Origin of the sequence: Paenibacillus sp. cl141a, assembly GCF_900109305.1 — a bacterium.
Taxonomy (GTDB): domain Bacteria; phylum Bacillota; class Bacilli; order Paenibacillales; family Paenibacillaceae; genus Paenibacillus_AQ; species Paenibacillus_AQ lautus_A.
The window spans coordinates 876,788-900,921 of record NZ_FNZO01000002.1 but is presented as its reverse complement, the minus strand read 5'-3'; the positions used below and the strand labels follow the sequence as shown (position 1 = coordinate 900,921).

28 protein-coding genes, 1 tRNA gene and 1 riboswitch are annotated in these 24,134 nt (G+C 51.3%); of the genes, 8 read left to right on the top strand and 21 right to left on the bottom strand.

Annotated elements, in window-relative coordinates; translation table 11 throughout:
- Positions 1-34: 34 nt before the first annotated feature.
- The 5 genes from BMX45_RS09255 to BMX45_RS09235 form a co-directional block, all read right to left on the bottom strand.
- Positions 35-301: a hypothetical protein gene (locus tag BMX45_RS09255; RefSeq protein WP_009593780.1), complete on the bottom strand. Its 267-nt coding sequence runs from the start codon at positions 299-301 to the stop codon at positions 35-37.
- A 127-nt stretch (positions 302-428) separates the two neighbouring features.
- Positions 429-650: a YuzB family protein gene (locus BMX45_RS09250; RefSeq protein WP_090909404.1), complete on the bottom strand. Its 222-nt coding sequence runs from the start codon at positions 648-650 to the stop codon at positions 429-431.
- Positions 651-680: 30 nt separating this feature from the next.
- Positions 681-983, bottom strand: a complete 303-nt coding sequence (locus tag BMX45_RS09245) for a HesB/IscA family protein (protein ID WP_009593786.1) — start codon at positions 981-983, stop codon at positions 681-683.
- A 103-nt stretch (positions 984-1,086) separates the two neighbouring features.
- The gene (locus BMX45_RS09240) at positions 1,087-1,362 is read right to left on the bottom strand and encodes a hypothetical protein (RefSeq protein WP_090909403.1); all 276 of its coding nucleotides are present in this window, start codon (positions 1,360-1,362) and stop codon (positions 1,087-1,089) included.
- Positions 1,363-1,556: 194 nt separating this feature from the next.
- Positions 1,557-2,759 carry a M14 family metallopeptidase gene (locus tag BMX45_RS09235; RefSeq protein WP_090909551.1) on the bottom strand — a complete coding sequence of 401 codons (1,203 nt, stop codon included), beginning with the start codon at positions 2,757-2,759 and terminating at the stop codon, positions 1,557-1,559.
- Positions 2,760-2,812: 53 nt separating this feature from the next.
- On the opposite strand from BMX45_RS09235, the gene BMX45_RS31270 reads away from it, so the two are divergent.
- Positions 2,813-2,956 carry a hypothetical protein gene (locus BMX45_RS31270; RefSeq protein WP_175495066.1) on the top strand — a complete coding sequence of 48 codons (144 nt, stop codon included), beginning with the start codon at positions 2,813-2,815 and terminating at the stop codon, positions 2,954-2,956.
- An 8-nt stretch (positions 2,957-2,964) separates the two neighbouring features.
- Here BMX45_RS31270 and racE read toward each other — a convergent pair whose 3' ends face one another.
- Positions 2,965-3,771: a glutamate racemase gene (gene racE / locus BMX45_RS09230; protein WP_009593789.1), complete on the bottom strand. Its 807-nt coding sequence runs from the start codon at positions 3,769-3,771 to the stop codon at positions 2,965-2,967.
- Positions 3,772-4,002: 231 nt separating this feature from the next.
- Here racE and BMX45_RS09225 point away from each other — a divergent pair, with 231 nt between their 5' ends.
- The gene (locus tag BMX45_RS09225) at positions 4,003-5,097 is read left to right on the top strand and encodes a nitric oxide synthase oxygenase (protein ID WP_090909402.1); all 1,095 of its coding nucleotides are present in this window, start codon (positions 4,003-4,005) and stop codon (positions 5,095-5,097) included.
- Positions 5,098-5,228: 131 nt separating this feature from the next.
- Here the strand turns inward: BMX45_RS09225 and BMX45_RS09220 are convergent, their stop codons facing one another.
- The 5 genes from BMX45_RS09220 to BMX45_RS09200 form a co-directional block, all read right to left on the bottom strand.
- Positions 5,229-5,591: a YtxH domain-containing protein gene (locus tag BMX45_RS09220; protein ID WP_090909401.1), complete on the bottom strand. Its 363-nt coding sequence runs from the start codon at positions 5,589-5,591 to the stop codon at positions 5,229-5,231.
- Positions 5,592-5,606: 15 nt separating this feature from the next.
- The gene (locus tag BMX45_RS09215) at positions 5,607-6,059 is read right to left on the bottom strand and encodes a DUF948 domain-containing protein (RefSeq protein ID WP_090909400.1); all 453 of its coding nucleotides are present in this window, start codon (positions 6,057-6,059) and stop codon (positions 5,607-5,609) included.
- Positions 6,060-6,335: 276 nt separating this feature from the next.
- Entirely contained in the window at positions 6,336-6,758 is a 423-nt protein-coding gene (locus BMX45_RS09210; RefSeq protein WP_009593787.1) for a DUF86 domain-containing protein, read from the bottom strand.
- Positions 6,759-6,800: 42 nt separating this feature from the next.
- Positions 6,801-7,088, bottom strand: a complete 288-nt coding sequence (locus BMX45_RS09205; protein WP_036672979.1) for a Dabb family protein — start codon at positions 7,086-7,088, stop codon at positions 6,801-6,803.
- A gap of 204 nt (positions 7,089-7,292) precedes the next feature.
- The gene (locus BMX45_RS09200) at positions 7,293-8,723 is read right to left on the bottom strand and encodes an NAD(P)/FAD-dependent oxidoreductase (protein WP_090909399.1); all 1,431 of its coding nucleotides are present in this window, start codon (positions 8,721-8,723) and stop codon (positions 7,293-7,295) included.
- Between the two features lie 75 nt (positions 8,724-8,798).
- A riboswitch (purine riboswitch) is annotated at positions 8,799-8,898 on the bottom strand.
- 287 nt (positions 8,899-9,185) lie between these two features.
- On the opposite strand from BMX45_RS09200, the gene BMX45_RS09195 reads away from it, so the two are divergent.
- Both BMX45_RS09195 and BMX45_RS09190 read left to right on the top strand, forming a co-directional pair.
- Positions 9,186-9,785 carry a helix-turn-helix domain-containing protein gene (locus BMX45_RS09195; RefSeq protein WP_009593788.1) on the top strand — a complete coding sequence of 200 codons (600 nt, stop codon included), beginning with the start codon at positions 9,186-9,188 and terminating at the stop codon, positions 9,783-9,785.
- Between the two features lie 171 nt (positions 9,786-9,956).
- Positions 9,957-10,148 (top strand): hypothetical protein, encoded by a 192-nt coding sequence (locus tag BMX45_RS09190; RefSeq protein WP_090909398.1) that lies wholly within the window; start codon positions 9,957-9,959, stop codon positions 10,146-10,148.
- A 99-nt stretch (positions 10,149-10,247) separates the two neighbouring features.
- Here BMX45_RS09190 and BMX45_RS09185 read toward each other — a convergent pair whose 3' ends face one another.
- From BMX45_RS09185 to BMX45_RS09175, 3 genes are all read right to left on the bottom strand, one after another.
- Complete coding sequence (locus BMX45_RS09185) at positions 10,248-10,973, bottom strand: WD40/YVTN/BNR-like repeat-containing protein (RefSeq protein ID WP_254778002.1); 726 nt, start codon at positions 10,971-10,973, stop codon at positions 10,248-10,250.
- 186 nt (positions 10,974-11,159) lie between these two features.
- Positions 11,160-11,243: transfer RNA gene (locus BMX45_RS09180), tRNA-Leu, on the bottom strand.
- A gap of 132 nt (positions 11,244-11,375) precedes the next feature.
- Positions 11,376-12,353: a copper amine oxidase N-terminal domain-containing protein gene (locus tag BMX45_RS09175; RefSeq protein ID WP_090909396.1), complete on the bottom strand. Its 978-nt coding sequence runs from the start codon at positions 12,351-12,353 to the stop codon at positions 11,376-11,378.
- Between the two features lie 190 nt (positions 12,354-12,543).
- Between BMX45_RS09175 and BMX45_RS09170 the strand changes: the two genes are divergently transcribed.
- The gene (locus BMX45_RS09170) at positions 12,544-13,227 is read left to right on the top strand and encodes a lysoplasmalogenase (RefSeq protein WP_090909550.1); all 684 of its coding nucleotides are present in this window, start codon (positions 12,544-12,546) and stop codon (positions 13,225-13,227) included.
- A gap of 124 nt (positions 13,228-13,351) precedes the next feature.
- On the opposite strand, the gene BMX45_RS09165 is transcribed toward BMX45_RS09170, so the two are convergent.
- From BMX45_RS09165 to BMX45_RS09145, 5 genes are all read right to left on the bottom strand, one after another.
- Positions 13,352-14,065 (bottom strand): MgtC/SapB family protein, encoded by a 714-nt coding sequence (locus tag BMX45_RS09165; protein ID WP_009593619.1) that lies wholly within the window; start codon positions 14,063-14,065, stop codon positions 13,352-13,354.
- A gap of 42 nt (positions 14,066-14,107) precedes the next feature.
- Positions 14,108-14,713, bottom strand: a complete 606-nt coding sequence (locus BMX45_RS09160; RefSeq protein ID WP_009593577.1) for a glycerol-3-phosphate responsive antiterminator — start codon at positions 14,711-14,713, stop codon at positions 14,108-14,110.
- A gap of 70 nt (positions 14,714-14,783) precedes the next feature.
- Positions 14,784-15,593, bottom strand: coding sequence for an HAD-IIA family hydrolase (locus BMX45_RS09155; RefSeq protein ID WP_090909395.1), 810 nt, complete (start codon positions 15,591-15,593; stop codon positions 14,784-14,786).
- Between the two features lie 322 nt (positions 15,594-15,915).
- Positions 15,916-17,679 (bottom strand): glycerol-3-phosphate dehydrogenase/oxidase, encoded by a 1,764-nt coding sequence (locus tag BMX45_RS09150; RefSeq protein WP_090909394.1) that lies wholly within the window; start codon positions 17,677-17,679, stop codon positions 15,916-15,918.
- Between the two features lie 311 nt (positions 17,680-17,990).
- Positions 17,991-18,848 (bottom strand): AraC family transcriptional regulator, encoded by an 858-nt coding sequence (locus BMX45_RS09145; protein ID WP_090909393.1) that lies wholly within the window; start codon positions 18,846-18,848, stop codon positions 17,991-17,993.
- A 126-nt stretch (positions 18,849-18,974) separates the two neighbouring features.
- On the opposite strand from BMX45_RS09145, the gene BMX45_RS09140 reads away from it, so the two are divergent.
- Genes BMX45_RS09140 through BMX45_RS09130 form a run of 3 tightly spaced genes read left to right on the top strand, consistent with a single transcriptional unit; the run spans position 18,975 to position 21,833 of the window.
- On the top strand, positions 18,975-20,033 hold the full coding sequence (locus BMX45_RS09140; protein ID WP_015736732.1) for a Gfo/Idh/MocA family protein: 1,059 nt from the start codon (positions 18,975-18,977) through the stop codon (positions 20,031-20,033).
- Positions 20,030-20,887, top strand: a complete 858-nt coding sequence (locus BMX45_RS09135; RefSeq protein WP_090909392.1) for a sugar phosphate isomerase/epimerase family protein — start codon at positions 20,030-20,032, stop codon at positions 20,885-20,887. The genes BMX45_RS09140 and BMX45_RS09135 overlap by 4 nt, the downstream gene beginning before the upstream one ends.
- Before the next feature lie 49 nt (positions 20,888-20,936).
- The gene (locus BMX45_RS09130) at positions 20,937-21,833 is read left to right on the top strand and encodes a sugar phosphate isomerase/epimerase family protein (protein ID WP_090909391.1); all 897 of its coding nucleotides are present in this window, start codon (positions 20,937-20,939) and stop codon (positions 21,831-21,833) included.
- Positions 21,834-21,984: 151 nt separating this feature from the next.
- Here BMX45_RS09130 and BMX45_RS09125 read toward each other — a convergent pair whose 3' ends face one another.
- On the bottom strand, positions 21,985-23,016 hold the full coding sequence (locus BMX45_RS09125; RefSeq protein ID WP_090909390.1) for a Gfo/Idh/MocA family protein: 1,032 nt from the start codon (positions 23,014-23,016) through the stop codon (positions 21,985-21,987).
- A 26-nt stretch (positions 23,017-23,042) separates the two neighbouring features.
- Positions 23,043-23,930: a sugar phosphate isomerase/epimerase family protein gene (locus tag BMX45_RS09120; protein WP_036660164.1), complete on the bottom strand. Its 888-nt coding sequence runs from the start codon at positions 23,928-23,930 to the stop codon at positions 23,043-23,045.
- Between the last annotated feature and the right edge of the window lie 204 nt (positions 23,931-24,134).

Sequence of the window (24,134 nt, the reverse complement as noted above, 5' to 3'; positions counted from 1 at the left end):
TTGAAAGCTTTGGAACGGGCTTGCACAGGATGATTTACTTTTTAGCCGAACGAAGCTTGGACAGGCGTTCCTTCTCTTCACCTAACAACTCTTCCGCCAATTCCACGGCGTTTCGGTTCCCCTGCTCGATCACCTGAGCGACCGCTTGCTCTGTATGGGATAACGAATTCTCCGCTTGCTGAATTAACTGTTCCGTCGGATGGGACATGGCCGAGGATACGGCACGGTGCAGTTTCTCCACGGAATCTAACGCGCTGTTGCTTGGACTGTTGGAGTGAAGACTGGAATCGTGACTGTTCATGACGGATGCTCCCTTCTAAAGTCATTGTTCCTGTTGCCCTCTTAGCATGGATGGCTGAGCCAGGAACTATACCCGTAGATATGGGAAATCCATGAATCTTCGTTTGGGGGCCAGAACAGCCTGTTGGTTACTTCACAAACGGCAGCGCCTTCGCCAGCACTTCATCCTCTGTAGGTGCGCTGACATACCGGCCGTTGATATAAATGAATGCGCGTTTGCCGCAAGGACCGCAATAGGATTTACAGCCGACCTTAATGTCGGCATCCGGCACCATTTTCTGAATCTTCGGGATGATTGTCTTCAATTTCGTATGCCTGCATTTCTCGCAGACGCGAATATCATTAGCCATTATTCATTACCTTCTTTGTTCTGAAGTATCCTAGTGGTCGCCGTGATTCCCTTGAGATGGATTCGTAATGACAAAGCCTTCCTCGGGAAAATAAAGATAGTCGATTTTGACGCCGTCCAGAAAAGGTTGTCCAGCCTCCAAAATGACGTCGATCTCTTTATCGGTCGATACGACGACGTCGCTTTCCTTAGGCGTGTCCAGGTCCAGTCCATAGTGGGCATGATCGCCATGCGCATGGGTAACCAGCACGCGAAGTTTCTTGTCCTTGTTCTCTTCCTTGTCCAGCTCTCGCTTTATCACTTTGGCCGCATTGCGGGTAATTTTACATTTCACGTATATTCATCTCCTCACGGATGTTTCATTCAATATGTTATTGTAGACCCCTGCCGACTTTTTCGCAAGGGTTCTGTCCGTATTGCCGCTGCCCGAAGGCCACTTACCTTGCGCGCTTGACCGTGCCCTGATTCTCACCGAGCAAACCCGGATATTTCCGTTCGACGCGGGATACGAACCAGTTCATCAGCAGCATCGTGACCCCGATATCATCGATCGGCAGGAAAGGCATGAAATCCGGCAGCACCCAGTACAGCGCAACCGGAACCAGGAATAACAGCTTGTCCCCTAAAGCAATCCGGGAAGAGGCCAAGTACCCGAATATCCGCTGGAATACGTGCGACCAGCGCCGAAGCGACCATAATCTTCTCCACTTCATGGTGCATACCTCCATTTCAATTGCATGAATATATATTACCCAATTCCTGAATCTCTAAGAAATCCCGGCTATTCCTATGCGGCCCGCAATCAATCAGAGGGCGAAAAGAGGCCACTGCCTTGATCCATGACAAGCAGCGGCCGATTCTTCTAGCTTTGTATACGTTTAGGAATGCTTCTCGTTTCATTATCAGGTTATTCCAAAGACATGAACGCCGACAGGATCGATCCCACCTCGACGCACAGGTCCTCGAAATCCTCAAGCGGCAGCGGATTAATCCCATATCCAATCTCCACCGTAAAGCCCGGTCTCCTGAAATGCTGGATGAACCAATCCTTGTAGCCCGCATCGCTCCCCTGAAGCTTCACCGGCCTGTAACCGCCCGCCTGACCCATTATTCTGGCCATGTTCTCGCTTTCCGGAGGCTCGTAGTCCCTGTAATTCCAATAAATTTCCCTGCCTTGGCTGTGAAGGGAAACGGCTCGTTCCGGAGAGATCGACAGGGTATGCTGATAGACGGCGTCGGCTTCCGGCTCGCTCAGCGGCTTAGCCCCCGCATAATCCTGCGGAGAAGGACGCGTTTTGCCCCTGCGTGCAACCTCCTCGTTCCAATGGGCCGGGAATTGGTCCCCCAAATCCACGCCGTTGATATTCGCCTTCCATCGGCGAAAGTCCTCGCGACCGCCATTCCATTCCAGCAGACGTTCATAATATGGTTGAGAAGGTGTGATTCCTTCTTGTACGAGCTCTACCCCGTCCGGGTTTGCCATCGGGACAACCCACAGCGTATAGTCCCGGTACCAGGCCGTCGGCTCCTGATGATAAACCGTTGAATCTTGGACCAACGCTCTGCCGTACTCCTCCATGAATCGCATCAGACAAGGAGTGGTGATCCATTCATTGGCATGCAGCGCCGCATTCATGTGAAGATTCTTCGGGCCTTTGCCGATTTTGGCCGCATATATGGGTTTGCCAAGCACGCTCCGTCCGATGACACTCCACTCGATGGCAGGGTAAAGCAGCTGCATCTCTTGGATATCGCGCTCTAGATCCCCCGGCCCATATTCGCCGGATAACCGTATCAAATGCTTATGCGTTGGGCCCGGCAGAACGATCGTTTTTCCCAGGGGCAGCTGATTAGCCGATAAACCGGGATTCAATTCTTCCAAGGCTTCCTTGCGAAACCGGAACGCACTGGCAATACGATCAAACGTATCATGCTCCTGAATGACATACCGCCGTCGCAGCGATGCAGGAAGATAGAGCATTTGTCCCTGCCGGAGATACGGCTGCTGGGCGGCCCATGGATTTGCCGTAATCAGCTGTTCATACGCCAGACCATATCTGGCAGCCACGCGTCTTAGTGTATCGCCTTTCTGTACGACATATTGCTGCATAATGGATTCCTTTCCGCGGCTAAGCCGCTTCAATTAGCGTCCAATCCATGTATATGAGCAGCCGCTTGTCCGACATGAATGATGCAGCCATGAAGGCGATCGTGAAACCAAAGAAAGGCAGGAAAGGGCCTCATCCCTTGTCCTGCCTGCCTCGCATTCTCGTATTCGTAATCATTCTAACAAGCTTGAAAGTATGAAACGTGAATTATAGCTTCGTAATCTGCCATACCACTGGCGTCCGCTTGATATGCTCACCAAGCCATTCGGTTGCAATGCTCTGAAAAATCTCCGGATCTCCTGTACAGAAAAATTGATGCACCGGGCCTTCCATGCTGCTCGCGAGTTGGCCCTTATCGTACAGAATCGTGCTGACTTCGCGTGCCGTCTCATCGGCGGAGCTGATCAGCTTCACATTGGGCCCCATGACGGTTTGAATCGTATTCATGAGGAACGGATAGTGGGTACAACCCAGGATCAGGCAATCAATGGAGGTATCCTTGATGCCTCGCAGCGATCGCTCTACCACCTGCAGAGAATCCTTGGACCGGAACAATCCGTGTTCGACCAGCGGTACCAGTTCGGGGCAGGCTTGACTCTCTACCCCGATATATGGCGACAGCTGTTTCAGAGCCGCTGTATACGCTCCGCTGCCAATGGTTCCGACCGTACCGATCACGCCGACGTGTCCGGTCTTCGTTGCGCTTATGGCGGCTCGTGCCCCTGGATGAATGACACCGATGACCGGCACGGGCACTTTGGACGAAATATAATCAAGCGCCGCCGCCGTTGCCGTATTACAGGCGATAACGATCATTTTGGGATCATATTGAATTAAATAATCTACGATTTGCTCCGTAAATAAACGGACTTCTTCCGGTGTACGGGGTCCGTAGGGTGCGCGGGCTGTATCTCCGAAATAAATAATCTTCTCTCTCGGGAGCTGCCTCATCACTTCTTTGGCGACAGTCAGCCCGCCCACACCCGAGTCTAGTATTGCGATTGCTTGCTGCACGAACCCACCGCTTCCTTCTTGTCAAATTCATGGTTTACAGTGATACCATATGTCATTTCGGATCGAAATGTACCTTAAATCTTACCCCAATTCCCCCCTATCTTCAACAAGGGCGCCGTTGTGAAAAACCATGGATACGATGTTCAAGCAATTGTAGGACTCTTGCTCCAGATGCGGAGCTTAGGTAGTTTATACTATAGTAAGCGTGCTTATAGAAAAGGAGAATCTCACGTGAACGACAGCATACATCTCACCGGCCTTTTTCAGGCTGCGGAGCAGTTTATCGGGCTCTGTTATGCAGAGTTAAACCGGACCGGGGAAGAAGTGCAATCCCGGATCAGCGACATCCGCTCACAGATCGAGCGGACAGGTACATACGAACATACGATCGAGGAACTGACGCACGGGGCCAAAATGGCCTGGCGAAACAGCAACCGCTGTATCGGGAGACTGTTTTGGGATCGCCTGAAGGTCATTGATGCCAGACACTTAACGGAAACCTCCGACGTCTTTTCGGCGCTTCTCCACCATATCGAGAGTGCCACTAATGGCGGGAAGATCATACCTACGATTACCATTTTCAGAGCTGCGCGTCCCGCGGAAGCTCCCCTTATGATCAAAAACCATCAATTGATTCGGTATGCGGGTTACGAAACGCCGGACGGCACGATTGGCGACCCGGCTTCGATCGCCTTCACGAAGGAATGCATGGAGATGGGTTGGCAGGGTGACTTGACCGCCCATGATGTGCTGCCGCTGGTGGTGCAGCAGGGGAATGAGCCGCCTGAGTGGCTGCCGATACCGAAATCCTCCGTGCTGGAGGTCTGCCTGGAGCATCCTGATCTTCCGGAGCTTAAAGAGGAAGGGTTAAAATGGTACGGGGTGCCTCTCATCTCGGACATGCTGCTTGAGATCGGGGGTATTACGTATACGGCCGCTCCGTTCAACGGATGGTATATGGGAACCGAAATCGGTGCCCGCAATCTCGCAGACGAGGCCCGTTACAACAAGCTTCCGCTCATCGCCAAGCTGATGGGACTGGAGACTTCAAGCGAAGCCACCCTGTGGAGGGATCGTGCACTGGTCGAACTCAATGTGGCCGTGCTTTATTCCTACAAAAAGGCGGGCGTCAGCATCGTGGACCATCACTCGGCTGCAGCCCAGTTCGGTCTGTTCGAACGGCGTGAAGCGCAGGCCGGGCGCGAGCTTACCGGAGACTGGAGCTGGCTGATTCCTCCGGTTTCGCCGGCCACCACGCATATTTTCCATGCATCCTATCATAATGACATGCGTTCGCCGAATTTCCATTATAGGAACAAGGGATAATAATCCCCCCTGAGCATGCTAAACACTAAACGCAGCAAAGCCGGAGCGTTTTGGCCGCCCCGGCTTTTCATGTATTTTGGCGTGATCCTTATTCCCGCAATCGATGTGCTGAAGACCGATGATCCCTGGTTTTAATCGTTGAACTTCTCTTCCGAAACAGGGGGCACATCCGCCTCTTCTTCAAAATCCTCATCAAACGAGGACACCTGTGCGGTTTCCTCTGCTGCCAGCCAGCTCTCCTGCCGGCTCCGCCAGGACTGAATGTCGGAGATGACATTCTCGGCACGATCCGTCATGATGCCGATCAGATTAACGCCCTGCTCGCCTACCTTCTCCGCTGCCTCCTGCACCTTGGCACCGATTCCGCGTGCGCCGTCTGCAATGTCATCCCGAAGCTCTTTGCCGGATTTCGGAGCCAGAAGAAGTGCGGTAACAGAACCTGCAACACTGCCGATCAATACTCCCCAGAGGAGTCCTTTGCTTTTTTCCTTCATATCCCATCTCTCCTTCTATTTGGCCTGCCCTTCGCCGGACTTGGAGGCATATTTGTTCCAGGAATGCCAGAGCGTCATACCGGCATCCACCCAACGGAACATCTCCCCGATCTGCCGTTCATTATCGAGGCGAGCACGTTCCAGATGCTCAATGGCCGTTATGGAAGCTTTTTTCCCAACAGCATGAACCGCATCGGCCGTCTTGGCTACGGCTGTCGCTGCACTGGACATGGAAGCGGCAAAAGCTTCGCCGGCTGCCAGCTGACGCTGTATCATCTCCAAAGAGACGGAAGCCTGCTCAAGCACTTGCGAAGCCTCCTGTGTCAATTGGGCGCTGTCTTCTTCAAGCCGGCCCAGCATGGCCTCAGCCCGCCGCATCAATTTTCTAATCGACAGCATCATGACCACCGCGGCAACCGCGATCAGTACGATGCCGGCGGCAGCGGCCAGCGCACTCCATTCTGTCATCGGGAACTCCTCCTTTCGTCCGACCGGGCGGATGCCTAGTCGCTTGATGCATTATAAGCAGGATGGGCTTGTCTTGACACAACATCGGCGATCTTTTTATTGCGGCCAGAGAACAACGAATATCCCCGCCCGCACAAGGAACATGCCGGCAAGGGTACGAATTCAACAAAAAACAGACCGTTCAGGGGATTTCCCTGAACGGTCTGTACTTCCATGAGTCATATGGATGAGCGAGCCGATGCCGTCATGGGAGAAACCATTCAAGCTAAACAGCCATCAGTACAGCTCGTTCTTTAAATATTCGCGAACGTTTCCCGCAAACTGCTCCAGCACGTCGGGCAGCACGGGCGTTAAAGAATGGAGCGCTTGCCGGTCCCAATCATAGTAGTCCTGTACGAGCGGCTTACGTAAACGAACCAGCTCCATCAGCACCTTATGAACCTCTTGCGGAAACACCTTTTCCTCATGATTGATATCCATGATATCTTCGTAACTGCTGGCATCCCGCATAATAAATCCGTCGATCAGGTAGCTGCCGACATCCGTGACGACCTCGATCGCCAGATGAAGCGCACGCTCCTGAACCAGGCCCAGCACCAGGCCTCCGTCCCACGATTGCGCCGCGGCCCGCAAACCTTCCGCAATGTCCGGAATTGCGTTCAGCCGCCGTTCAATTTGCTCTTGATTCACATAATACACCGCAAATCTCCTCCAGCCTGTTGTTGTAAGTCTATCTACAGCCTACACTTCAAAATCAACGCTTAGCGTATGATCTTTCACCGTATTGATGTATTGGATCACTTCCTGGTGCACAGGGTGAACGGCATAAGCCTGCAAATCTTCAAGATTGTCCACTTCAACGATCAAAGCCAAATCATAAGAGCGTTCGGAGCGGATCACATCGGCACCCGCTTCAAGGGATCTCAGCAACGGAATTTTACCGTCCATGTCGCGCAGCACCTGCACGGTTTTCTCAATATTCTCTGCGGTTGGATCCTTCAATTTGAAAAAAACAATATGTTTAATCATCGTCCGTTCCTCCATCTCTAGCATATATGTAAATCTCTCGTATCTATCATACCCCGTTCGTCCGGAAAAAGAAATCGCTCCCACGAACCTGAGGAGCATACAAGGCTCGCCGGATATAACCAAACAGGAGCACCGACTGGACGGCGCCAGAACGTGCTCCTGCATGAACATCCTATAAAATGGCCAGCCATTAGGATTTATGCGCTAAATATGATTCAGCATGTTCCGAGCAATCCAGACCCCGGCGGCTCCTGCCTGAGCAAGTCCTCTGGTAATTCCGGCGCCATCCCCGCCGCAATACAGCCCCTTGATCTCCGTCTCGAAGGATTCCGACAGCTTCGGCCTTGCGGAGTAGAACTTGGCCTCCACGCCGTAGAACAACGTGTGCTCCGACGCGATCCCCGGCGTGACTTGATCAAGCGCTTCAACCATCTCGATCAGACTCTTCATCGTATTGTAGGGCAGCACCAAGCCAAGATCGCCTGGAACGGCTTCCTTCAACGTCGGCTCAAGAAACCCTTCGCGGATTCTGCCCTCGGTGGATCTCCGGCCGCGAAGCACGTCGCCGTATTTCTGGACGATGACTCCGCCGCTGGACAGATCATTCGCCCGCCTGCATATTTCGCGCGCGTATTCGTTAGGCTTATCAAATGGCTCCGTAAACTTATGGGATACCAGCAGCGCAAAGTTCGTATTGGCCGAGCCCAATGCCGGATCCTTGTAGGAATGGCCGTTGGCTGCCATGACCCCGCTGTGGTTTTCCACCACGACATGGCCGGAAGGATTGCTGCAGAATGTCCGCACGCGGGTCCCGACCGAAGTGTTGAAGATGAATTTGCCTTCATACAAATGCTCGTTGATTTCGCGCATGACCACATCCGAGGTTTCGACGCGCACGCCGACATCCACTTGGTTATTATGCATTTTCAATCTGCGTTTTTTAAGAATGCCGGTCAACCAGGCAGACCCGTCGCGGCCAGGGGCAACCATCACCAGATTCGCCTCATGGACCTCTCCGCCCTTCATCGCGATGCCGGTAATGCGGTGGGTGCCGTCCTCCTTGACGGTGACGATGTCCTCGACCTCCGCCCGGAATGCCATATCAATCCTTGTCTTTAAATATTCATAAATCGACTTCAGGATTTCCAAATTCTGCTCGGTTCCAAGATGTCTGACCTGTGCGCGAAGCAGCTTAAGGCCTGCTGCGTATCCTCGCTGTTCAATATCGCGGATTGCATGGGTCGTCGGATCTGTAATGGCTGGCGTCGCCCCATGCTCCAGGTTGATGGCATCCACATATTGAATGAGCTCCATGACTTTGGATCCGGGCAAATAATCGGTCATCCAGCCGCCAAACTCTGTGGTGATGTTGAATTTGCCGTCACTGTACGCCCCGGCTCCACCAAATCCGGCCGTAATCGAGCAGGCCGGCAGGCAGCCGGCGAATTCCTTCCGGCCTACCGCCGGAGGACACAGCTTAATCTTCTCCTCCAGAATCGGACAGCTTCTCCGGTAAATATCATGTCCCTTGTCAACCAGCAGCACCCTGCTGCCCGGTGATTTCAATGTCAGCTCATAACATGCAAAAATTCCTGCAGGACCGGCACCAACAACGATAACATCATATTTGCTCATCATATCCCCCTGTGTGTTTGACTGTCGTTTACGCACACCGATTCCAGGCACAAAAAAATCCTGCTCCGAATAGGTATGCTTGCGCACCCTATCCGTAGTCAGGAATTTAAGGTCCCTTGTAGAAACCCCTGAACCTTATTTTCAGGGATATACGAATAAGCCTATTTTTCTCTTCAACAACCATAGTTAATATAAAACGGAATTACGAATGAGTCAACACAAATATTTATAATTGTTCGCCTTTTACTCTATATTTAATTTTTCCCAAGAGAAAATTCGTTAATTTTTATAAAAATACGAACAATGATCCAACAAGACCAAATACACATTGTAGGTCTATCGAACCACATCTCCGGCTCCATAAATCATGTAACAACGAAATGGAAACAAATGTTTAATGATTGGCTATTGAAAAGCTGGTGTCGAATATTGTAGTATTGTGTTAAAAAAATCGGAGGAATTATGCCTACACAACTGCAGCAAGAAAAACACTCCATTGAGGCGTGGTCCCTGATCAATCGTAAATATTTGGGGAAAGGCGTGCGAGTCAAGCGCTTTCGTCGGCCGACCCGCTGCCAAATTCGTAACCGCGTCCTGTTAGCCGTACTTATGGCCAACGATATCAAATTGTCGCAATTGGCCGAGGAACTGGGAGTATCCTCCCGTAGCGTCAGCGCCTGGGTATATGAGGGACGCGTTCCCGGAAAAAACAACCTGGAGAAAGCCTGCGACTACTTGGGTTACCCCCGCCACATTCTCTTCAGAGAAGAATTGCTGGACAAGTCGCCCTTGATCTGTCAGCCAGCGCCTTCCCGATTCATGAAACGCACCCTGACACGCTCTCCGGTCAGCAATCGGATTCTGACAGGCCTGTGCATGGTTCATGATTTGTCGGTGAGCGATGTCAGCCGCTGGATCGGCGTGCATCCCGGCACGTTCCGCAAATGGCTGCACCAAGGCACCGTACCTTCAGCAGCATTCCAGGAGAAAGCGGAACAGTTCTTCCGAATCCCTAAGTCTGTGTTATTCGCAGATTGCGCACTGAAGCAAGAGTCCCGATAAAACTAGCCGTTAAACCAATAACCATACTTATGATCTGACACAAATGCTCTGCTTGCCGGACTCCATTCGGCCAAGCCGGGCTTATTTTGTGTCATGGCATAGTTTGAGGTTTTCAGGGAATACAAGTAACATCGGGCATACGAAAGCAGCCAGGAATGAGGTGACTGACGAATGAAGCTGCGTCAGAAGGAAATCGGCGCTTCACTGGGATTGTTGGCTGGAACGACCATGGGAAGCGGCATCGGATTCCTGCTCGGATGGCACTCCTACAATCTGATGGTCCTGGTTTCCCTCTTCGGTTTTTTTGGAATTGCAGCCGGTCTTTGGGCAGGCTCCCGAAGAATATTCAAAGAGCTCCCTTAAGAACCATGCGAGGCTCGTCGTTCTGCCTGATTCTTGATGAACATTTAGGCATAAGCTCAAAAAAGCAGGCCGGTAATTTTCCGGTCTGCTTTGTTATGATTAGTTATGGGTCTTCGTCTCGTTTATAACGTATAATTTCCCAGGCTTAACGCCATCGTTTTTGAAATGTTGAACGACTCCGTCAGTGGCGGCTCTTTGGTCATTGCCTCGGGTGGTCGTATCCGGCATATCCTGAATGCTCCAGGTCTTGCCTCCGTCCTCGGTTTTGGCTTGACCGCTGAATCCCGTTTCAGGCGAGATGAAATGGAGAAAGCCGGCATTCGGCGTGCTTCCTATCCGGTTCCATGTTTCTCCGCCATCCGTCGTACGATACAGATCGTTATTCTCCATCACGGTCCAGGCCTGCTTTCCGTTCAGCGCAAAGATTTGGCGTACTGTGCCCTTCGGCTGAGCTTGAACCTCCCATTCCGTGCCTCCGTCATCACTAAAAGCAATCCAGCCTTCTCCCCCGATCCAGCCGGAGTTATGATTAACGAGCCGGACTGCCGTCACATCCGATAAATCCACATCGGGTTCGGCCGCTGGATCTTCTTGCGTGTCTGCTGCGGAACCGTTTCCTGCGCTGCCATCCGTATGGCCCGAGGGCTCATCCGTGCCGGAAGGCGGCGTTGTCTCAGGAATATCTCCCTTGGGGGAATTCACCAATGCCTCAGTCGGCAAAGGCCCGGCCCCATTCCCTTTATCCGATGACTGGCATCCGACAGCTACGCTGACTGCGATCAACATCATCAGCATAATGCCCATCCTGTTTCGAGGTTTTATCATGCGATCACACCCCTTTATGTTCTAAGTAACCAACCGTAACGGCTGTTTACGCTAGTCGTCCCATTCCATCAGCCTCATACGGAACGGTCCCTCCTATTCAGTATAACGCGATTTCCACATGAAGAGGAACGAAAAAAAGCTGTTCTTCAAGTCGAATTCCACTTGAAAAACAGCTTTGCTCATAGATGCGGTCGAGAGGACTCGAACCTCCACGGGGGTAAGCCCACACGGACCTGAACCGTGCGCGTCTGCCAATTCCGCCACGACCGCATATTATGTAAGTCGTGATCGTTGATCACCGTAATTAAGAGTATATTACGCCCCAAGTTAAAAAGCAAGGATTTTTTCAAAAAAAATGTCGAAACCATTATTTCATCATGGTTTCAACTAATCAGGCCAGTCTCAGATCGTCCATTGATCATGTATGATGCCGGACAATACCCAACGATCCTCATACCGCTCAAACACTAGCCGCAGGCTTTCCCAGTCCATGCCCGCATAATCAGGATCAACTCCATCATAATAATACTCAACGATGCCGGCCTCTCTATACTGGCTGCTGGCATTGTTCGCCGTATTTCCTTCGCTCTTCGATTGGTTGTATCCGATCCATGGCGCCTTCGCAAAGTCCAGCGAATAAATGAATTTCTTGTAATAGTCATCAAAAGTCATCGAAATCGATTCTCCGCTGCCGTCAAACTCACCCCATCGGTAAACGGCGTCGTAGTTCAATCCCTGCCGCAGCTGCTGCTTGCTGAGCGTTACGTCCTTCTGCCGGTCGACGTGAGCATACGGTGAGAAGGTGATTCCGTCTGGATGAGCGAGTTCGGCCAGCTTCTCAAAATCCTTGTTTTTTAACAATTCGATCGCTTCAGCACTGATTTTGGACAGCGCGGCTTCTGCCTCTTTCGGCGTGAGTTGCGGATAAATCATAGCTTCTTTAGCCTTGTTATCCCAGGACACCTTGCCTCCAAGCCCTTCAGCCGAGAAACGGAGCGGGATGTAAACTCGTCCCTCCTTGAGAAGTGGCGGAGCATCCAGGGTTACGTCCTTGCCGTCCTTCACGGCATGGGTATGCCCAACGGTATAACTCGTCGTATGTTTGCCATTGCTTACGATCGCCGTCCGATCGGCTTGATTCCAACGCACGTCGGCACCCATAGCTTCCGAAATGCCGCGGAATGGCACCATCACCCTCCCTTGATGAATAAAAGCAGGCGAATCCAACAGCAATTTGCCGCCATTGACCCTAATTTCAATGGGTTTGTCTGAAGATGTGCCCGAAGCCCAAACTTCTTCTCCTCCAAACAGGAAACCGGCGATCCCTATCGCTGCCATCATACCGGCCAGCAGCTTTTTCACTCCTTGACGTTTCTTCATCACAAACTCTCCCCTCCTTCAGCTCAGTTCACTTCCCATTTCCATTATAAAACATCTATTACAGAGGCTAGCCCCATTTATATTAATTCAACATACCTTTTATACAGCCAAGGATCAGGAAAGAGGAATTGGGACGCTGAGGAAGAACTTGTCTAAGCATGAGATTACATTTCTGCCGGGGGGATTTGATTTGAAACGATATCTGCTGCCATTGTTCATCCTGATCATGAGTCTGCTTTACATTTTCTTCATTCCTTCCGAGCCCATGCTCGTCAAACTGCTGTTCAAGCTCATCCCCATGTGGCTCATCATCCTGTTTGCATATCGGCAATTCCCGCCCCGTGCCACGAAGGTTCACTATCTTCTGTTATCGGGACTGTTCTTCTGCATGATCGGTGACGGTACGCTGATCTGGTTTGTCGTCGGCCTTACCTTTTTTCTGATCGGTCACCTGTTCTATACGGTCAGCTTCCTGGGACAATGGCGATATTCGCTTCCCCGCCTCCTCAGCATCGTTCCGATTGCGGCCTATTCGGTCTGGATGGGCTTTCAATTGGTGACCTCTCTCAACTCACATGGGGAGCAGGCTTTGATATTTCCCGTCATCGCTTATATTGTGGTCATCTCGACCATGCTCTGGACCTCCGTCATGACCGGAAACCAGTTAGCCTTGCTTGGAAGTCTGCTCTTTGTCATCTCGGACTCGATCCTGTCCTGGAACATGTTTGTTTCCGATATCCTTTATTCGAACGTATGGATCATGACCACGTATTATGCAGCCCAGTTTCTGATAGCCAGAAGCATCTCGGCTTTTAACTGGACGAAAGCGCGGAACAGGGGCGACTCGTCACTCAATGCTTCCTCCATCCATTAGAAAACCAAAAAAGCCGAGTCCGGGTTCCCCCGGGCTCAGCCTTTACAGGACATTTCACCGCTCCATGTTCCATGATTTGTCGGTCCAAAACTCCCCCATCAAGCAACGAAGCAACGCCGAGTCCTTAATCACGCCAGTTCATGCGAACCTGCTTAATCCCCTCTACCTGCCACAACTGCTCGAACAATCCGTTAATTCCCTTGCTGTTGAAAGAATATACCCGGAATTCCATCGTTACCTTGGTCGAATCGTCTTCCGTCGTGTCATTGTTCACGATCATGCCTTCCACCGTCATATTGGCCTTTTGCAGCAACTCCGTAATCGTGCTTACATGTACCGGACGGTCACCCGCCTCGATGATAATCTTTAAGCTGCCGGACTTTTTGATAAAGAGAAACCTCGATTCCAATTTATTCAGCACCAGCGTGCTGACCAGAACGATCGCTGTCGTGATGATTGCAGGCCAGTAAAAACCGGAGCCCACGCTTAAACCGATAGCCGCTGCCACCCATAACGTGGCGGCCGTGGTCAGACCTGAAATGATATGATTGGAACGCCGCAATATGGCTCCGGCACCAAGAAAACCGATACCGCTTACAACCTGTGCTGCCAGCCGGGCAGGATCAAACCTCGCATTGGGATGATTGATTAGTGCAGAGTCAAACCCGTAGATGGAAGTCAGCATAATCAGCGTCGATCCGACGGCAACCAAGAGATGGGTTTTTAACCCGGCCTGCTTATTCCGGCGTTCCCGCTCCCAACCGATCAAACCGCCGAGCAATGCAGCGAACAGCAGCCGCATCAGCATGGTCTCCGTATCCAGTTGAAACACATCCATTCCTAATCTCCACCCATCTTCATCTTGTAAGGCGGCTCTTCGTTATGCCATATGTTCATCCTGCCAGCGCCATAACTCTTTGCTGGAGGTGGATATGCCGATTACACCACTCTTTAGAGCCGTATCAAAATCCTCCAAATCGATCATGAGCCCCCCTGCAATGACAGGCACGTCCACCTCTGCGCGAATACGTTCCATAATCCGCTGGCACACCATGCCCGGGAGCACTTCAATGGCATCGGGATTGGAGGCCTTAATCATCTTGATCCCGTTGTCCAGGGAGACGGAGTCAAATACGAACAGACGCTGAACCGTTAACAAGCCCAGCTTCTTTGCTTCCACAATCGCCGTGTTTTTTGTCGTGACAATCCCGTCGATGCCAACCTTCTCAGCCAAGTACTTAACTCCCGTCTTATCTTTGCCGATCCCTTCAATCAGATCAAAATGCACAAACGAAAGCTTGCCTGCCTCGCGAATCTCCTCGACGATCGATTCAATGATAAAAATATCGGTTTTGAGAATAAATACGATGTTCGATTCGGTCGCTAACACGGCAGGAAGTTCATCCGCATTCATTAATGAAGTAATAATGGGTTTACGTTTCAAGCAATACGAAATTCGTTGTGCACCTTCAACACTGGTTTTCATGTCTTCACCTCGTTGCCGCCGCAACCTCTCCAATTCTCCCGTTGCCCCGGCATATTTTTGTAGATACTCGTCATTGTGCTTCGTTTGCCTGCTGCAAGGCAGTACCGCTGAGATAAATATCGTGAACCGAATTCAGCACATAGGTGGGCTTCACGCTGCTGTCCATCAGATCCTCCTGGGTCGACACCCCGGTCAGCACCAAAGCGGTGCTCATTCCCGCCTGATTGCCCATCTTGATATCCGTCTCCAGCCGATCCCCCGACATCAGGCAATCTTCGGCCTTCACTCCCAAAATATCAAGAGCCGTCAATGCCGTCAAGACGGAGGGTTTGCCCATGACCGTCGTAATGGTAATGCCGGCAGTGCCTTCGATGGCACCAATCATGCCGCCGCAATCCGGAACATCACCGCCAGGCATCGGACATGTTCGATCCGGGTGGGTAGCAATAACCTCAGCGCCCCCCTTGATCGCCTGATATGCAAAATCCAGATGACGGTAGTGAAAATCCCGATCCCACGATACGACCACGACGTCGGTTTCCTCCGGGGATGAGGCGAATCGTATCCCATTGTCCAGCAGTTCATCCTTCAATATATCCTCGCCAATGACATATACTTTTGCATCCGGATGATGCTTCTGAAGATAATGAATCGTAACAAGCGCGGGATTCAGAATATGATTCAATTCAACCTGAATGCCAAGCTTCGCTAATTTCTTCAAATAATTCTCCCTAGAGTCTATCGTTTTGTTGGTCAAAAACAACAGCCTCTTATCCAGTCCCTGCAAGTAATGAATGGTCTCCACGGCACCGTCAATGGCCTCGGCCCCAAGATAAATCGTACCGTCCAAATCAAAAATATACCCTGCAAAATGATCCATACTTCGTTCTCCTCTGCATGTTCAATCTGTAATTTCGCCTTCAAACGTCATGGGACAGGTCTGGTCAAATATCTCTGTTATATCTCCAGCCCCTGTACGTAAGGTATACATATGACAGCGCCATGTCCTTTAGTCCCTGGACCGGCGGTTCCTTGCGGATACAAAAAAATGAGAAGCGCTTTGCATGGAAGAAACCTTCATTCATGACAAATGAAAGATTCTCGTTATGCAAAGGGCTTCTCATCATCTCTGCCCGCTCTATAACTTTATAAGGTTATACTACATCCACATTTTACATTTGACAAGATCATCATGATAAACCTTATCGGTTCATCGCCGACACGGCCGATGGATGCCCGGTTTCTTCTTCGGAGACCGCATCATTGACTTGTTCCCGATCTGTCGGAGCTGCAGCCAGCTCTGTTCTGTTGCCTTCCGCCACTCCCCATGCCGCCTGCAATTGGTCCTGCAGCAGTTCCCATTGCCTGTCGACTTCCTCAGAATCCCACTCTAAGTATTCTCCCATCAAGCTCATGACGGAAGCAATGACTCGCTCGGTTTTGGGCCGGTCGAATAACATCCAGCCTGTTCTTCTTAACAGAAAATCCACGGCACTCATCGTCATTTCGCATTCGATGGAATACTCGATTTCGGCACGCAGCAGTCTAAATCCGACAGCTTCTGTTTTGTCGGAAGCAGCCCTGATCCGTTTAAACAGTTCAAGGGTATCGGTACCATACCTGGTCATCAGGCTCCTCACGTCATCGTGCCTGATGCCGAGGGATTCGCCCTGTTTAATAAGCTTCTCCTGAGCTTCCGCATAGGTGAGTCCGTTCAGGTCTCCTCCGCCTATCGGAACCCGATCCGTCGTACAGGGAGGATAGATGGTGCCATCGGCGTCCTGCAGCTGTCTGGCTGCAAGGTTGACGACCTTTTCGGCCATTCTCCGGAATCCGGTCAGCTTTCCGCCCGCAATCGAGATCAACCCGGAATCGGATATAAACAACTCATCTTTTCGCGATATTTCCGAAGGACCTTTTCCTTCCTCGCGAACGAGCGGCCGCAGCCCCGCCCATCCGGATTCGATATCGCTTGGCTTCAGCCCTGCTTCCGGAAACGCATGATTGACCGCATCGATGAGATAGCGCCAGTCTTCCTCGGTAATGCCGGGCGTCTCAATCGACCCTTTATAGACGGTATCAGTCGTTCCGATATACGTTTTGCCCTCCCGCGGAATGGCAAACATCATTCGGCCGCCCGGCACATCAAAATAAGCGGCCTGTCGTACGGGAAGCTTGGCATGATCCACCACCAGGTGAACGCCCTTTGTTAAGAGCAGCTGCTTGCCCTTGAGCGAATTATCCTTCAGCCTGACCTGATCCACCCATGGACCAGCGGCGTTTATGATTTTTTTGGCGTATATCGCATAGGTCTCCCCGCTCAATTGGTCTTCCACCTGTGCTCCCGCTACTTTTCCTCCTCGATATATAAATTCCTGCACCTTGGCATAATTCGCGATGTGCGCTCCCTTAGCCCTTGCAGACTTTACCACTTCGACCGTCAAACGCGCATCATCGGTGCGGTATTCGTAATAATAACCGGAACCTTTCAATCCCTCCTTCCGAAAGAGCGGTTCAAGAGCCAGGGTGCTCTCCCTCCGAAACATCTTTCGCCGTTCGCTGCGTTTGACACCCGCCAGCCAGTCATACAGATACAACCCGACGGAACTGGCAAAATAACCATAGGTGCCTTTTTTATAAATAGGGAGCAGCATGGGGATCGGCTCCACCAGGTGCGGAGCGCTTCGGTGAAGCAGTGCCCGTTCAGAGCCCACCTCCCGTACCAGGCCGATTTCCCCTTGCTTCAAATACCGGAGTCCCCCGTGGATCAGCTTCGTTGATCTGCCGCTCGTTCCCGAAGCAAAATCATTCATCTCCACCAAGCCGACGCTCATCCCTCTGCAGCTGGCGTCCCAAGCAATGCCCGCCCCCGTGATACCGCCGCCAATCACCAGCACATCCAGCTTATTTGCCGACATGTCCTGTAAATAACGGGTCCGCATCTTGGCGGATAAGCTTGTGTCCACCTGACATTCTCCTCTCTCAACATATAATAAGAAAACATCTATCGACGTACCTTCAAAGAAGACAGACCGCATTTAGTGGACGTTTTTCTTGCGATTATCGAATGGGTTCAGCTTCGCTGAAAACTTTTACATTCAATAATCTAAAAAAAAGAACCGCTTCTGCTTGGAATGCATACCAAATACGGTATGCATGTAAGCAAAAGGGTTCTCCGTCGTCTCCGCCGCTTTATGCAATCAATATGATTACTCATTATATGTCGCTTTTATATTTATGTCTATATGGAACCTGATAGAACCGCAAAACCCCGGGATCACTTTTTCCGTAAAGCCGATGGAGCCATCCGCTTATATTTCTTGAAGGTCCGGCTGAAATAATAAATATCGTTGAATCCGGTAGCGGCCGCGATTTCCGATACCGTAAGCGGGCTTTCGCGGAGCAGGTAATCCGCCCGGTTGAGCCTGGTTTCATTCACGTACTCCGTTACGGTCCGGCCGCTGATTTCCTTGAACAACCGGCTGAAATGAAAACGGCTGAGGCCGGCCATGCCGGATAACTGCTCCACCGACAGATCCTCCCGGTAATGCTCCTCGATATACTTGAATATCGGTGCAAACCGCTCGACGTTCTTCATCCGCCGGGCGTATTCATCCTGCGTCAAAACCGTTGCGACATAACCTCGAAGCAGGAGCGTAAGCAATCGGTACAGCTCCGATTTGATAGCCAGCTCATAACCGAATTCCTGCCGTTCCAGCTCTTTGATAATGGATAGCATGGGCGCCAGCGCATCATCCCCGCTGATTCGGTTCTCGAAGATCAGCCGGTTCTGGGTGATCGGCGTGATGAATTTCATCTCGGGCGCATCCAGGGAATGGCTCTGCAGCAGCGAGAAATCTGCGATTAACGCATAATAAAACAAATGGTCCGACTGGCTGAGGCCGTAATGCAGTTCATCCCGGTTAATGACGATCATATCGCCTTCCTTGGCGGTAAAGGTGGTCGAGCCGCATTCCAGCGTCGCTTCCCCCGAAACAAAATATAATATTTCAAGATGCTCATGCCAGTGATGATTAAATAATACCTGTCCCCGTCCATCAAACTCGCAACGATGAACCTTGATCGGAAACTGAGGATCCGGCATCGTCATCGGTTCTCGCAGTGTTTTGTCCAATGCTCTGATCTCCTTCCAGTAAGACAGCACAATTGTACAAACAAACAGCACGGTTTATCATGGTGTCTTCTTCTAAAAGCATTATAATACGAAAGTGTAATGCAGTAAATTCAGAGGAGTGAACTCATGAAATCTATTAATGTTGGCGTCATTGGCACTGGATCAATCTCTGCTATGCATTTGCAATCCTATCAAAAACATGCGAACGCGAATTTGCTCGCCGTGTGCGATTTAAACGAAGAAAGAGCACAGCGCGCAGCTGAAAAATACGGCGCTACCAAAGTCTACACGGACTATAAAGAACTTCTGGCCGATCCGGAAATCGATGCGGTAAGCATCTGTACCTGGAACAATACGCATGCCGAAATCAGCATTGCGGCACTGAACGCCGGCAAACACGTTCTGGTTGAGAAACCGCTTTGCCGCACCGTTGAGGAAGCGCTTCAAGTACAGGAGGCCGTGAAATCCTCCGGCAAAATGCTCCAGGTCGGTTTCGTAAGACGCTATGACCCTAACGCTCAAATGCTCCGCGAGTTTGCAGACAAGGGTGAATTCGGGGAGATCTACTTCGCGAAGGCTTCCTCCATTCGCCGCCTTGGCAATCCGGGCGGCTGGTTCTCCGACATCGAACGTTCCGGCGGCGGGCCGCTCATCGATATCGGCGTGCACGTCATCGACCTGTGCTGGTACATGATGGGCCGTCCGAAGCCGGTTGCCGTCAGTGCCAATACATACCGGAAGCTGGGCAATCGTTCTAACGTGCGCAACCTGTCCTTCTATAAAGCTGCTGATTATGATGCCGAGAAGAACACCGTCGAGGATATGGCGAATGCGATGATCCGTTTTGAAAACGGCGCCTCTCTGCTCGTGGACGTAAGCTTCACGCTGCACTCGAAGGAAAATCTGCAATCCGTTAAATTGTATGGAGACAAGGGCGGATTCGAGATCGACCCTGAGGTTTCCATCGTAACCGAGAAGCACGATACCATCATCAATATCCAGCCGCAAACCGACAACAAGGGATTCGACTTCGACGCTGCTTTCCAAAGCGAGGTCAATCACTTCATTTCCTGTATCGAGAACGGCACGACACCGCTCAGCCCGGTTGAAGACGGCGTTGAGATCATGAAGATTCTGTGCGGCATTTATGAATCCGCCGAGAAAGGGGCTGAAGTTCTCCTATGAAACTCGGAGTAAGCTCGTACAGCCTGTACCAGGCCATGAACAGAGGCGAAATGACCATTACCGACGTCATCGACTACGTTGCGGAAATCGGCGGAGAGCATATCGAGATCGTTCCGCTCGGCTTTAACCTCAAGGAAACGCCGGAACTGATCGATACGATCAAATCCCGTGCCGCCTCCAAAGGACTTGAAATCTCCAACTACGCCATCGGCGCCAATTTTGCGGAATTGGATGACGCTGCTTATGAAGCGGAGATTGAACGAGTTAAAGGCGAAGTGGACATTGCGGCTGCGCTTGGCGTCAAGCTGATGCGCCATGACGTAGGCTCTTCCAAGGACTTGTCCATCACGCATTTCCTGGAGGAACTTCCGCGGCTGGCCAATGCATGCCGCATCATTGCCGATTACGCGGCAGAACGCGGCATTACCACCAGCGTGGAGAACCATGGTTACTTCATTCAGCATAGCGACCGCGTCAAAGCTCTGGTTCAGACCGTGAACCACCCTAATTTCAAAACTACCCTGGACATCGGGAACTTCCTCTGTGCAGACGAGATATCCACCGTGGCTGTCGCGAACAACATCGGCCTCGCGTCCATGGTTCACTTCAAGGACTTCTACTATCGTCCGGCTAACCGCGCGCCCGGATCCGGCTGGTTTAACACCTCCAGCGGCAACTGGCTGCGCGGCGCGATTGTCGGCCAAGGCGATATCGATATGCCGGAAGTCGTTCGCATCGTGAAGGAATCCGGTTACGACGGCTATATCTCGATCGAATTCGAAGGGATGGAAGATTGCCGCACGGGTGCTAAATTTGGTTTGGAATATGTCCGTAAAGCCTGGAACGAAGCGTAAAGCAGACGGCTTATGGATCACACAAGGATGATATAAGGGGGATATTAGGATGTCGAAGCCTATCATGCCTAACAAAATTGGCGTTATCGTTGACAGCTTTCGGGTTGGCGTAAGAGAAGGTCTTGTCAAAGCACGGGAGGTCGGGGCGGACGGCGTTCAGATCTATGCCGTTCACGGCGAAATGGATCCGGCCAACCTCTCCGCTTCCGCTCGAAAAGAATTGAAGGATTATATCGATTCCCTGGGACTTGAAATTTCCGCCCTCGTCGGTGATCTTGGCGGACACGGCTTTCAGGATCCTGCCGAAAATGCGGCCAAAATCGAAAAATCCAAGCGGATCATGGAGCTCGGTTTGGAGCTTGGAACCAATATCATTACAACCCATATCGGTATCGTGCCGCAGGATCACAACGGCCGCGTATACGAAACGATGCATAAGGCCTGTGTAGAGCTCAGCACCTTCGCGAACTCGATGAACGCGTTTTTTGCCATCGAGACAGGACCGGAGCCTTCGGCTCACTTGAAATCATTCCTGGACGGCCTGGGTTCCAACGGCGTATCCGTTAACTTTGACCCGGCCAACATGGTCATGGTCACAGGGGACGATCCAGTACAGGGCGTATACAACCTGAAGGATTATATCGTTCATACGCACGCGAAGGACGGAATCAAGCTGGCAGACTACATCGATCCTCGTGACGTATACGGCGAATTCGGATATGAAGCACCCGCGCTTGACCATGACAAAATTGCCGATATGGCGGAATCCGGCGAGAAGTTTCGTGAGGTTCCGCTTGGCGAAGGCGGCGTTAACTGGAATGCTTACCTGCAAGCCCTTAAAGATATCGGCTATACCGGGTATTTGACCATCGAACGCGAAGTGAAGACCAATCCGGAAGCGGACATCAAGCTTGCCGTGGACTTCTTGAAGACGTTCAGAGCATAAACCGACGCAAGCTTTGAGACCGTTCCAAGCAAACCGCAACGTTCGCTTGGAACGGTCTTGATAAACACAAACAACAGGCCGATCAGGAAATTTCCTGATCGGCCTGTTGTTTGTCTCATAATGTGTGTTGGAACTTAAAACTTGTATGCCCTTAAGATACCGCTTGTTTCCCCGTCACGGTCTCCAAAGCCCCGTTCGCTCTCGCGGAACGGATCTCGGCTTCGATAATTTCCAGCGACCCGGCCGCGCTGTCTGGCGTACATACCGTTACCGGCTTTCCTTGCGCAACATGCTCGATAAAATACTGAAGCTCGCGGTAGTAGCCGGAATCTCCGGACAGTTCGGCTGTAAAGCCCGGTGCGTCTTCAGGATACACCTTCAATTCATTATTCTCGAACACCAGGGTAGCCTCCTCGAAATTTACCCGGTATCCCATATAGAAGCCATGTTCGCCGTGCAGCGTCCAATCCGCATGGGCGTTAATCACTTTCCCGTCAGGGTAAGTGTAATGGGTGGATACGATATCGTACGAGCTACCTTCAATGATCGTTTTGGCGAATGTGGACACCCGCTCCGGTTTGCCCATCAGCCAGTGGATCATGTCCGCGTCATGCACATGCATGTCCGTGATGCAGCCTCCGCTTTTCTCCCCTTCCAGGAACCAGCCCTTAGGCGGCTCCGATCCCCGGAAGAATTCGCCTGCAACGATGCTGCCGTAGCGGCCGTCCTCCACGCATTCTTTCAAATATTCATAAGCCGGCCAGAAACGCAGGCATTGTCCAATCATCAGCGTTTTGCCCGTGCGTTCCGCTGTTTTCACCATGCGCCAGGCTTCTTCCGAGCTGCCCGCAACAGGTTTCTCGCACAGGACATGAATGCCGCGCTCCAGCAGCATGCAGGACATATCCGCATGCAAATACGTTGGCAGGCACACATCCACGATATCCAGCTCTTCATGCTCGAGCATCTTGTCCACATGGTCGTAAAGACGATAAGGCTCCAGGTCGTAGACATCCCGCTCGGTCGCCATATTCCCGTTGGCTTTGCTGTCTTTAAGCTCATCGATGAGGAGATCGCAAATCGCCACCAGCTCGATCTCTGCCCCTTCTTGAGCCAAACGAAGATAATTGTCGAAATGCATGCGGCCCATGAAACCAAAACCCAATATTCCGATCTTAAGCATTCTCATTCCCTCCGTATCCCTTATGATTATGATTGTCCTTGATGCTGCCGCGCGTCCGGCTTGCGCAAAGACGGCGTCCGTCCGAGAATCGCATCCATCGCATTGGACGTGTTAAATATGATCTGCTCCGAATAATGGGTGTAGGCGGGGATCATCTCTGCCGTGACATAGTTGTCGTAGCCGATCAGGCGCAGAGCTTCTACCACTGCGGGATAATTGACGTCTCCTGCCAGCAGGTCGACAAAACCGTGCAATCCGCCTGCCTGCCTGCGGTAATCCTTGAAATGGACTTTCTTGATCCGCTCGCCCAAAATCCGAATCCAGTGCTCCGGATAACCGTTGTGCACGACGTTGCCTACATCAAAATATGAGCCGACATAGTCGGAACCGATCTCGTCAATGAAGGTCCGCAATTCCAACGGGGACAACAGGAATTTGTTCCATACATTCTCGAGCGCGATTGAAACGCCGGCGCTTTCCGCGTAGGGAACCAGCTTGCGAATGGATTCTTGTGCCCGCTCGTAAGCATATTCGTAGTCAATGACTGCGGAACCGGGAACAAAATCGACGCCGACCGCCCCTGGTATCACAAGAATGGCATCCACACCGAATGCAGCCGCGAGCTCCAGCTGCTTTTTGCACACGTCCATGGCCTTCTCACGGATAGCCGGGTCGTCGCTGGTCATCGGATAGTCCCAGTACAAACCTGTCGCCAATCCTGCAATATCGAGGTCTGCGTCCTTCAGCTGTGCCGTTATGTTCTGCACTTCCTTATCGCCTGCCTGGAGGCCGAGCTCCCCCGTTTGGTTCAGCGATAATTCGATTCCGTCAAAGCCCGCTTCTTTTGCCAATCGGATACAGTCGGAGATGGAAGCCTCTCCCGGGAACGACCAGATATTAATCCCTTTTTTCATCGCAAATCCCTCCTAAAATTCATAGGTTGATGATGTTACAAATGTTTTCTGAAACGCATCATTTGACTTTTTCCGTCAAGTTGTAAATAAACCAATTGGATGTAATAATACTTATATAATAAATAAACATTCCAAGAAATGATTTAGAAAGAAAAGCGATTATTTGGACAATTCCGTTCTATTCTCTTACTAACATTTGGGAGT

What these genes read in the sequence shown, in the direction of transcription:
- BMX45_RS09155 (WP_090909395.1), bottom strand. Translation starts at nt 15,593, where the DNA reads ATGGATCATTTTGCAGGGTATATTTTTGATTTGGACGGTACGATTTAT.
- BMX45_RS09190 (WP_090909398.1), top strand. Translation starts at nt 9,957, where the DNA reads ATGAAGCTGCGTCAGAAGGAAATCGGCGCTTCACTGGGATTGTTGGCT.
- BMX45_RS09125 (WP_090909390.1), bottom strand. Translation starts at nt 23,016, where the DNA reads ATGCTTAAGATCGGAATATTGGGTTTTGGTTTCATGGGCCGCATGCAT.
- BMX45_RS09120 (WP_036660164.1), bottom strand. Translation starts at nt 23,930, where the DNA reads ATGAAAAAAGGGATTAATATCTGGTCGTTCCCGGGAGAGGCTTCCATC.
- BMX45_RS09205 (WP_036672979.1), bottom strand. Translation starts at nt 7,088, where the DNA reads ATGATTAAACATATTGTTTTTTTCAAATTGAAGGATCCAACCGCAGAG.
- BMX45_RS09220 (WP_090909401.1), bottom strand. Translation starts at nt 5,591, where the DNA reads ATGAAGGAAAAAAGCAAAGGACTCCTCTGGGGAGTATTGATCGGCAGT.
- BMX45_RS09135 (WP_090909392.1), top strand. Translation starts at nt 20,030, where the DNA reads ATGAAACTCGGAGTAAGCTCGTACAGCCTGTACCAGGCCATGAACAGA.
- BMX45_RS09235 (WP_090909551.1), bottom strand. Translation starts at nt 2,759, where the DNA reads ATGCAGCAATATGTCGTACAGAAAGGCGATACACTAAGACGCGTGGCT.
- BMX45_RS09255 (WP_009593780.1), bottom strand. Translation starts at nt 301, where the DNA reads ATGAACAGTCACGATTCCAGTCTTCACTCCAACAGTCCAAGCAACAGC.
- BMX45_RS09165 (WP_009593619.1), bottom strand. Translation starts at nt 14,065, where the DNA reads ATGGATGTGTTTCAACTGGATACGGAGACCATGCTGATGCGGCTGCTG.
- BMX45_RS09250 (WP_090909404.1), bottom strand. Translation starts at nt 650, where the DNA reads ATGGCTAATGATATTCGCGTCTGCGAGAAATGCAGGCATACGAAATTG.
- BMX45_RS09195 (WP_009593788.1), top strand. Translation starts at nt 9,186, where the DNA reads ATGCCTACACAACTGCAGCAAGAAAAACACTCCATTGAGGCGTGGTCC.
- BMX45_RS09215 (WP_090909400.1), bottom strand. Translation starts at nt 6,059, where the DNA reads ATGACAGAATGGAGTGCGCTGGCCGCTGCCGCCGGCATCGTACTGATC.
- BMX45_RS09200 (WP_090909399.1), bottom strand. Translation starts at nt 8,723, where the DNA reads ATGAGCAAATATGATGTTATCGTTGTTGGTGCCGGTCCTGCAGGAATT.
- BMX45_RS09160 (WP_009593577.1), bottom strand. Translation starts at nt 14,713, where the DNA reads ATGAAAACCAGTGTTGAAGGTGCACAACGAATTTCGTATTGCTTGAAA.
- BMX45_RS09175 (WP_090909396.1), bottom strand. Translation starts at nt 12,353, where the DNA reads ATGAAGAAACGTCAAGGAGTGAAAAAGCTGCTGGCCGGTATGATGGCA.
- BMX45_RS09240 (WP_090909403.1), bottom strand. Translation starts at nt 1,362, where the DNA reads ATGAAGTGGAGAAGATTATGGTCGCTTCGGCGCTGGTCGCACGTATTC.
- BMX45_RS09185 (WP_254778002.1), bottom strand. Translation starts at nt 10,973, where the DNA reads ATGATAAAACCTCGAAACAGGATGGGCATTATGCTGATGATGTTGATC.
- BMX45_RS09130 (WP_090909391.1), top strand. Translation starts at nt 20,937, where the DNA reads ATGTCGAAGCCTATCATGCCTAACAAAATTGGCGTTATCGTTGACAGC.
- BMX45_RS31270 (WP_175495066.1), top strand. Translation starts at nt 2,813, where the DNA reads ATGAGCAGCCGCTTGTCCGACATGAATGATGCAGCCATGAAGGCGATC.
- BMX45_RS09140 (WP_015736732.1), top strand. Translation starts at nt 18,975, where the DNA reads ATGAAATCTATTAATGTTGGCGTCATTGGCACTGGATCAATCTCTGCT.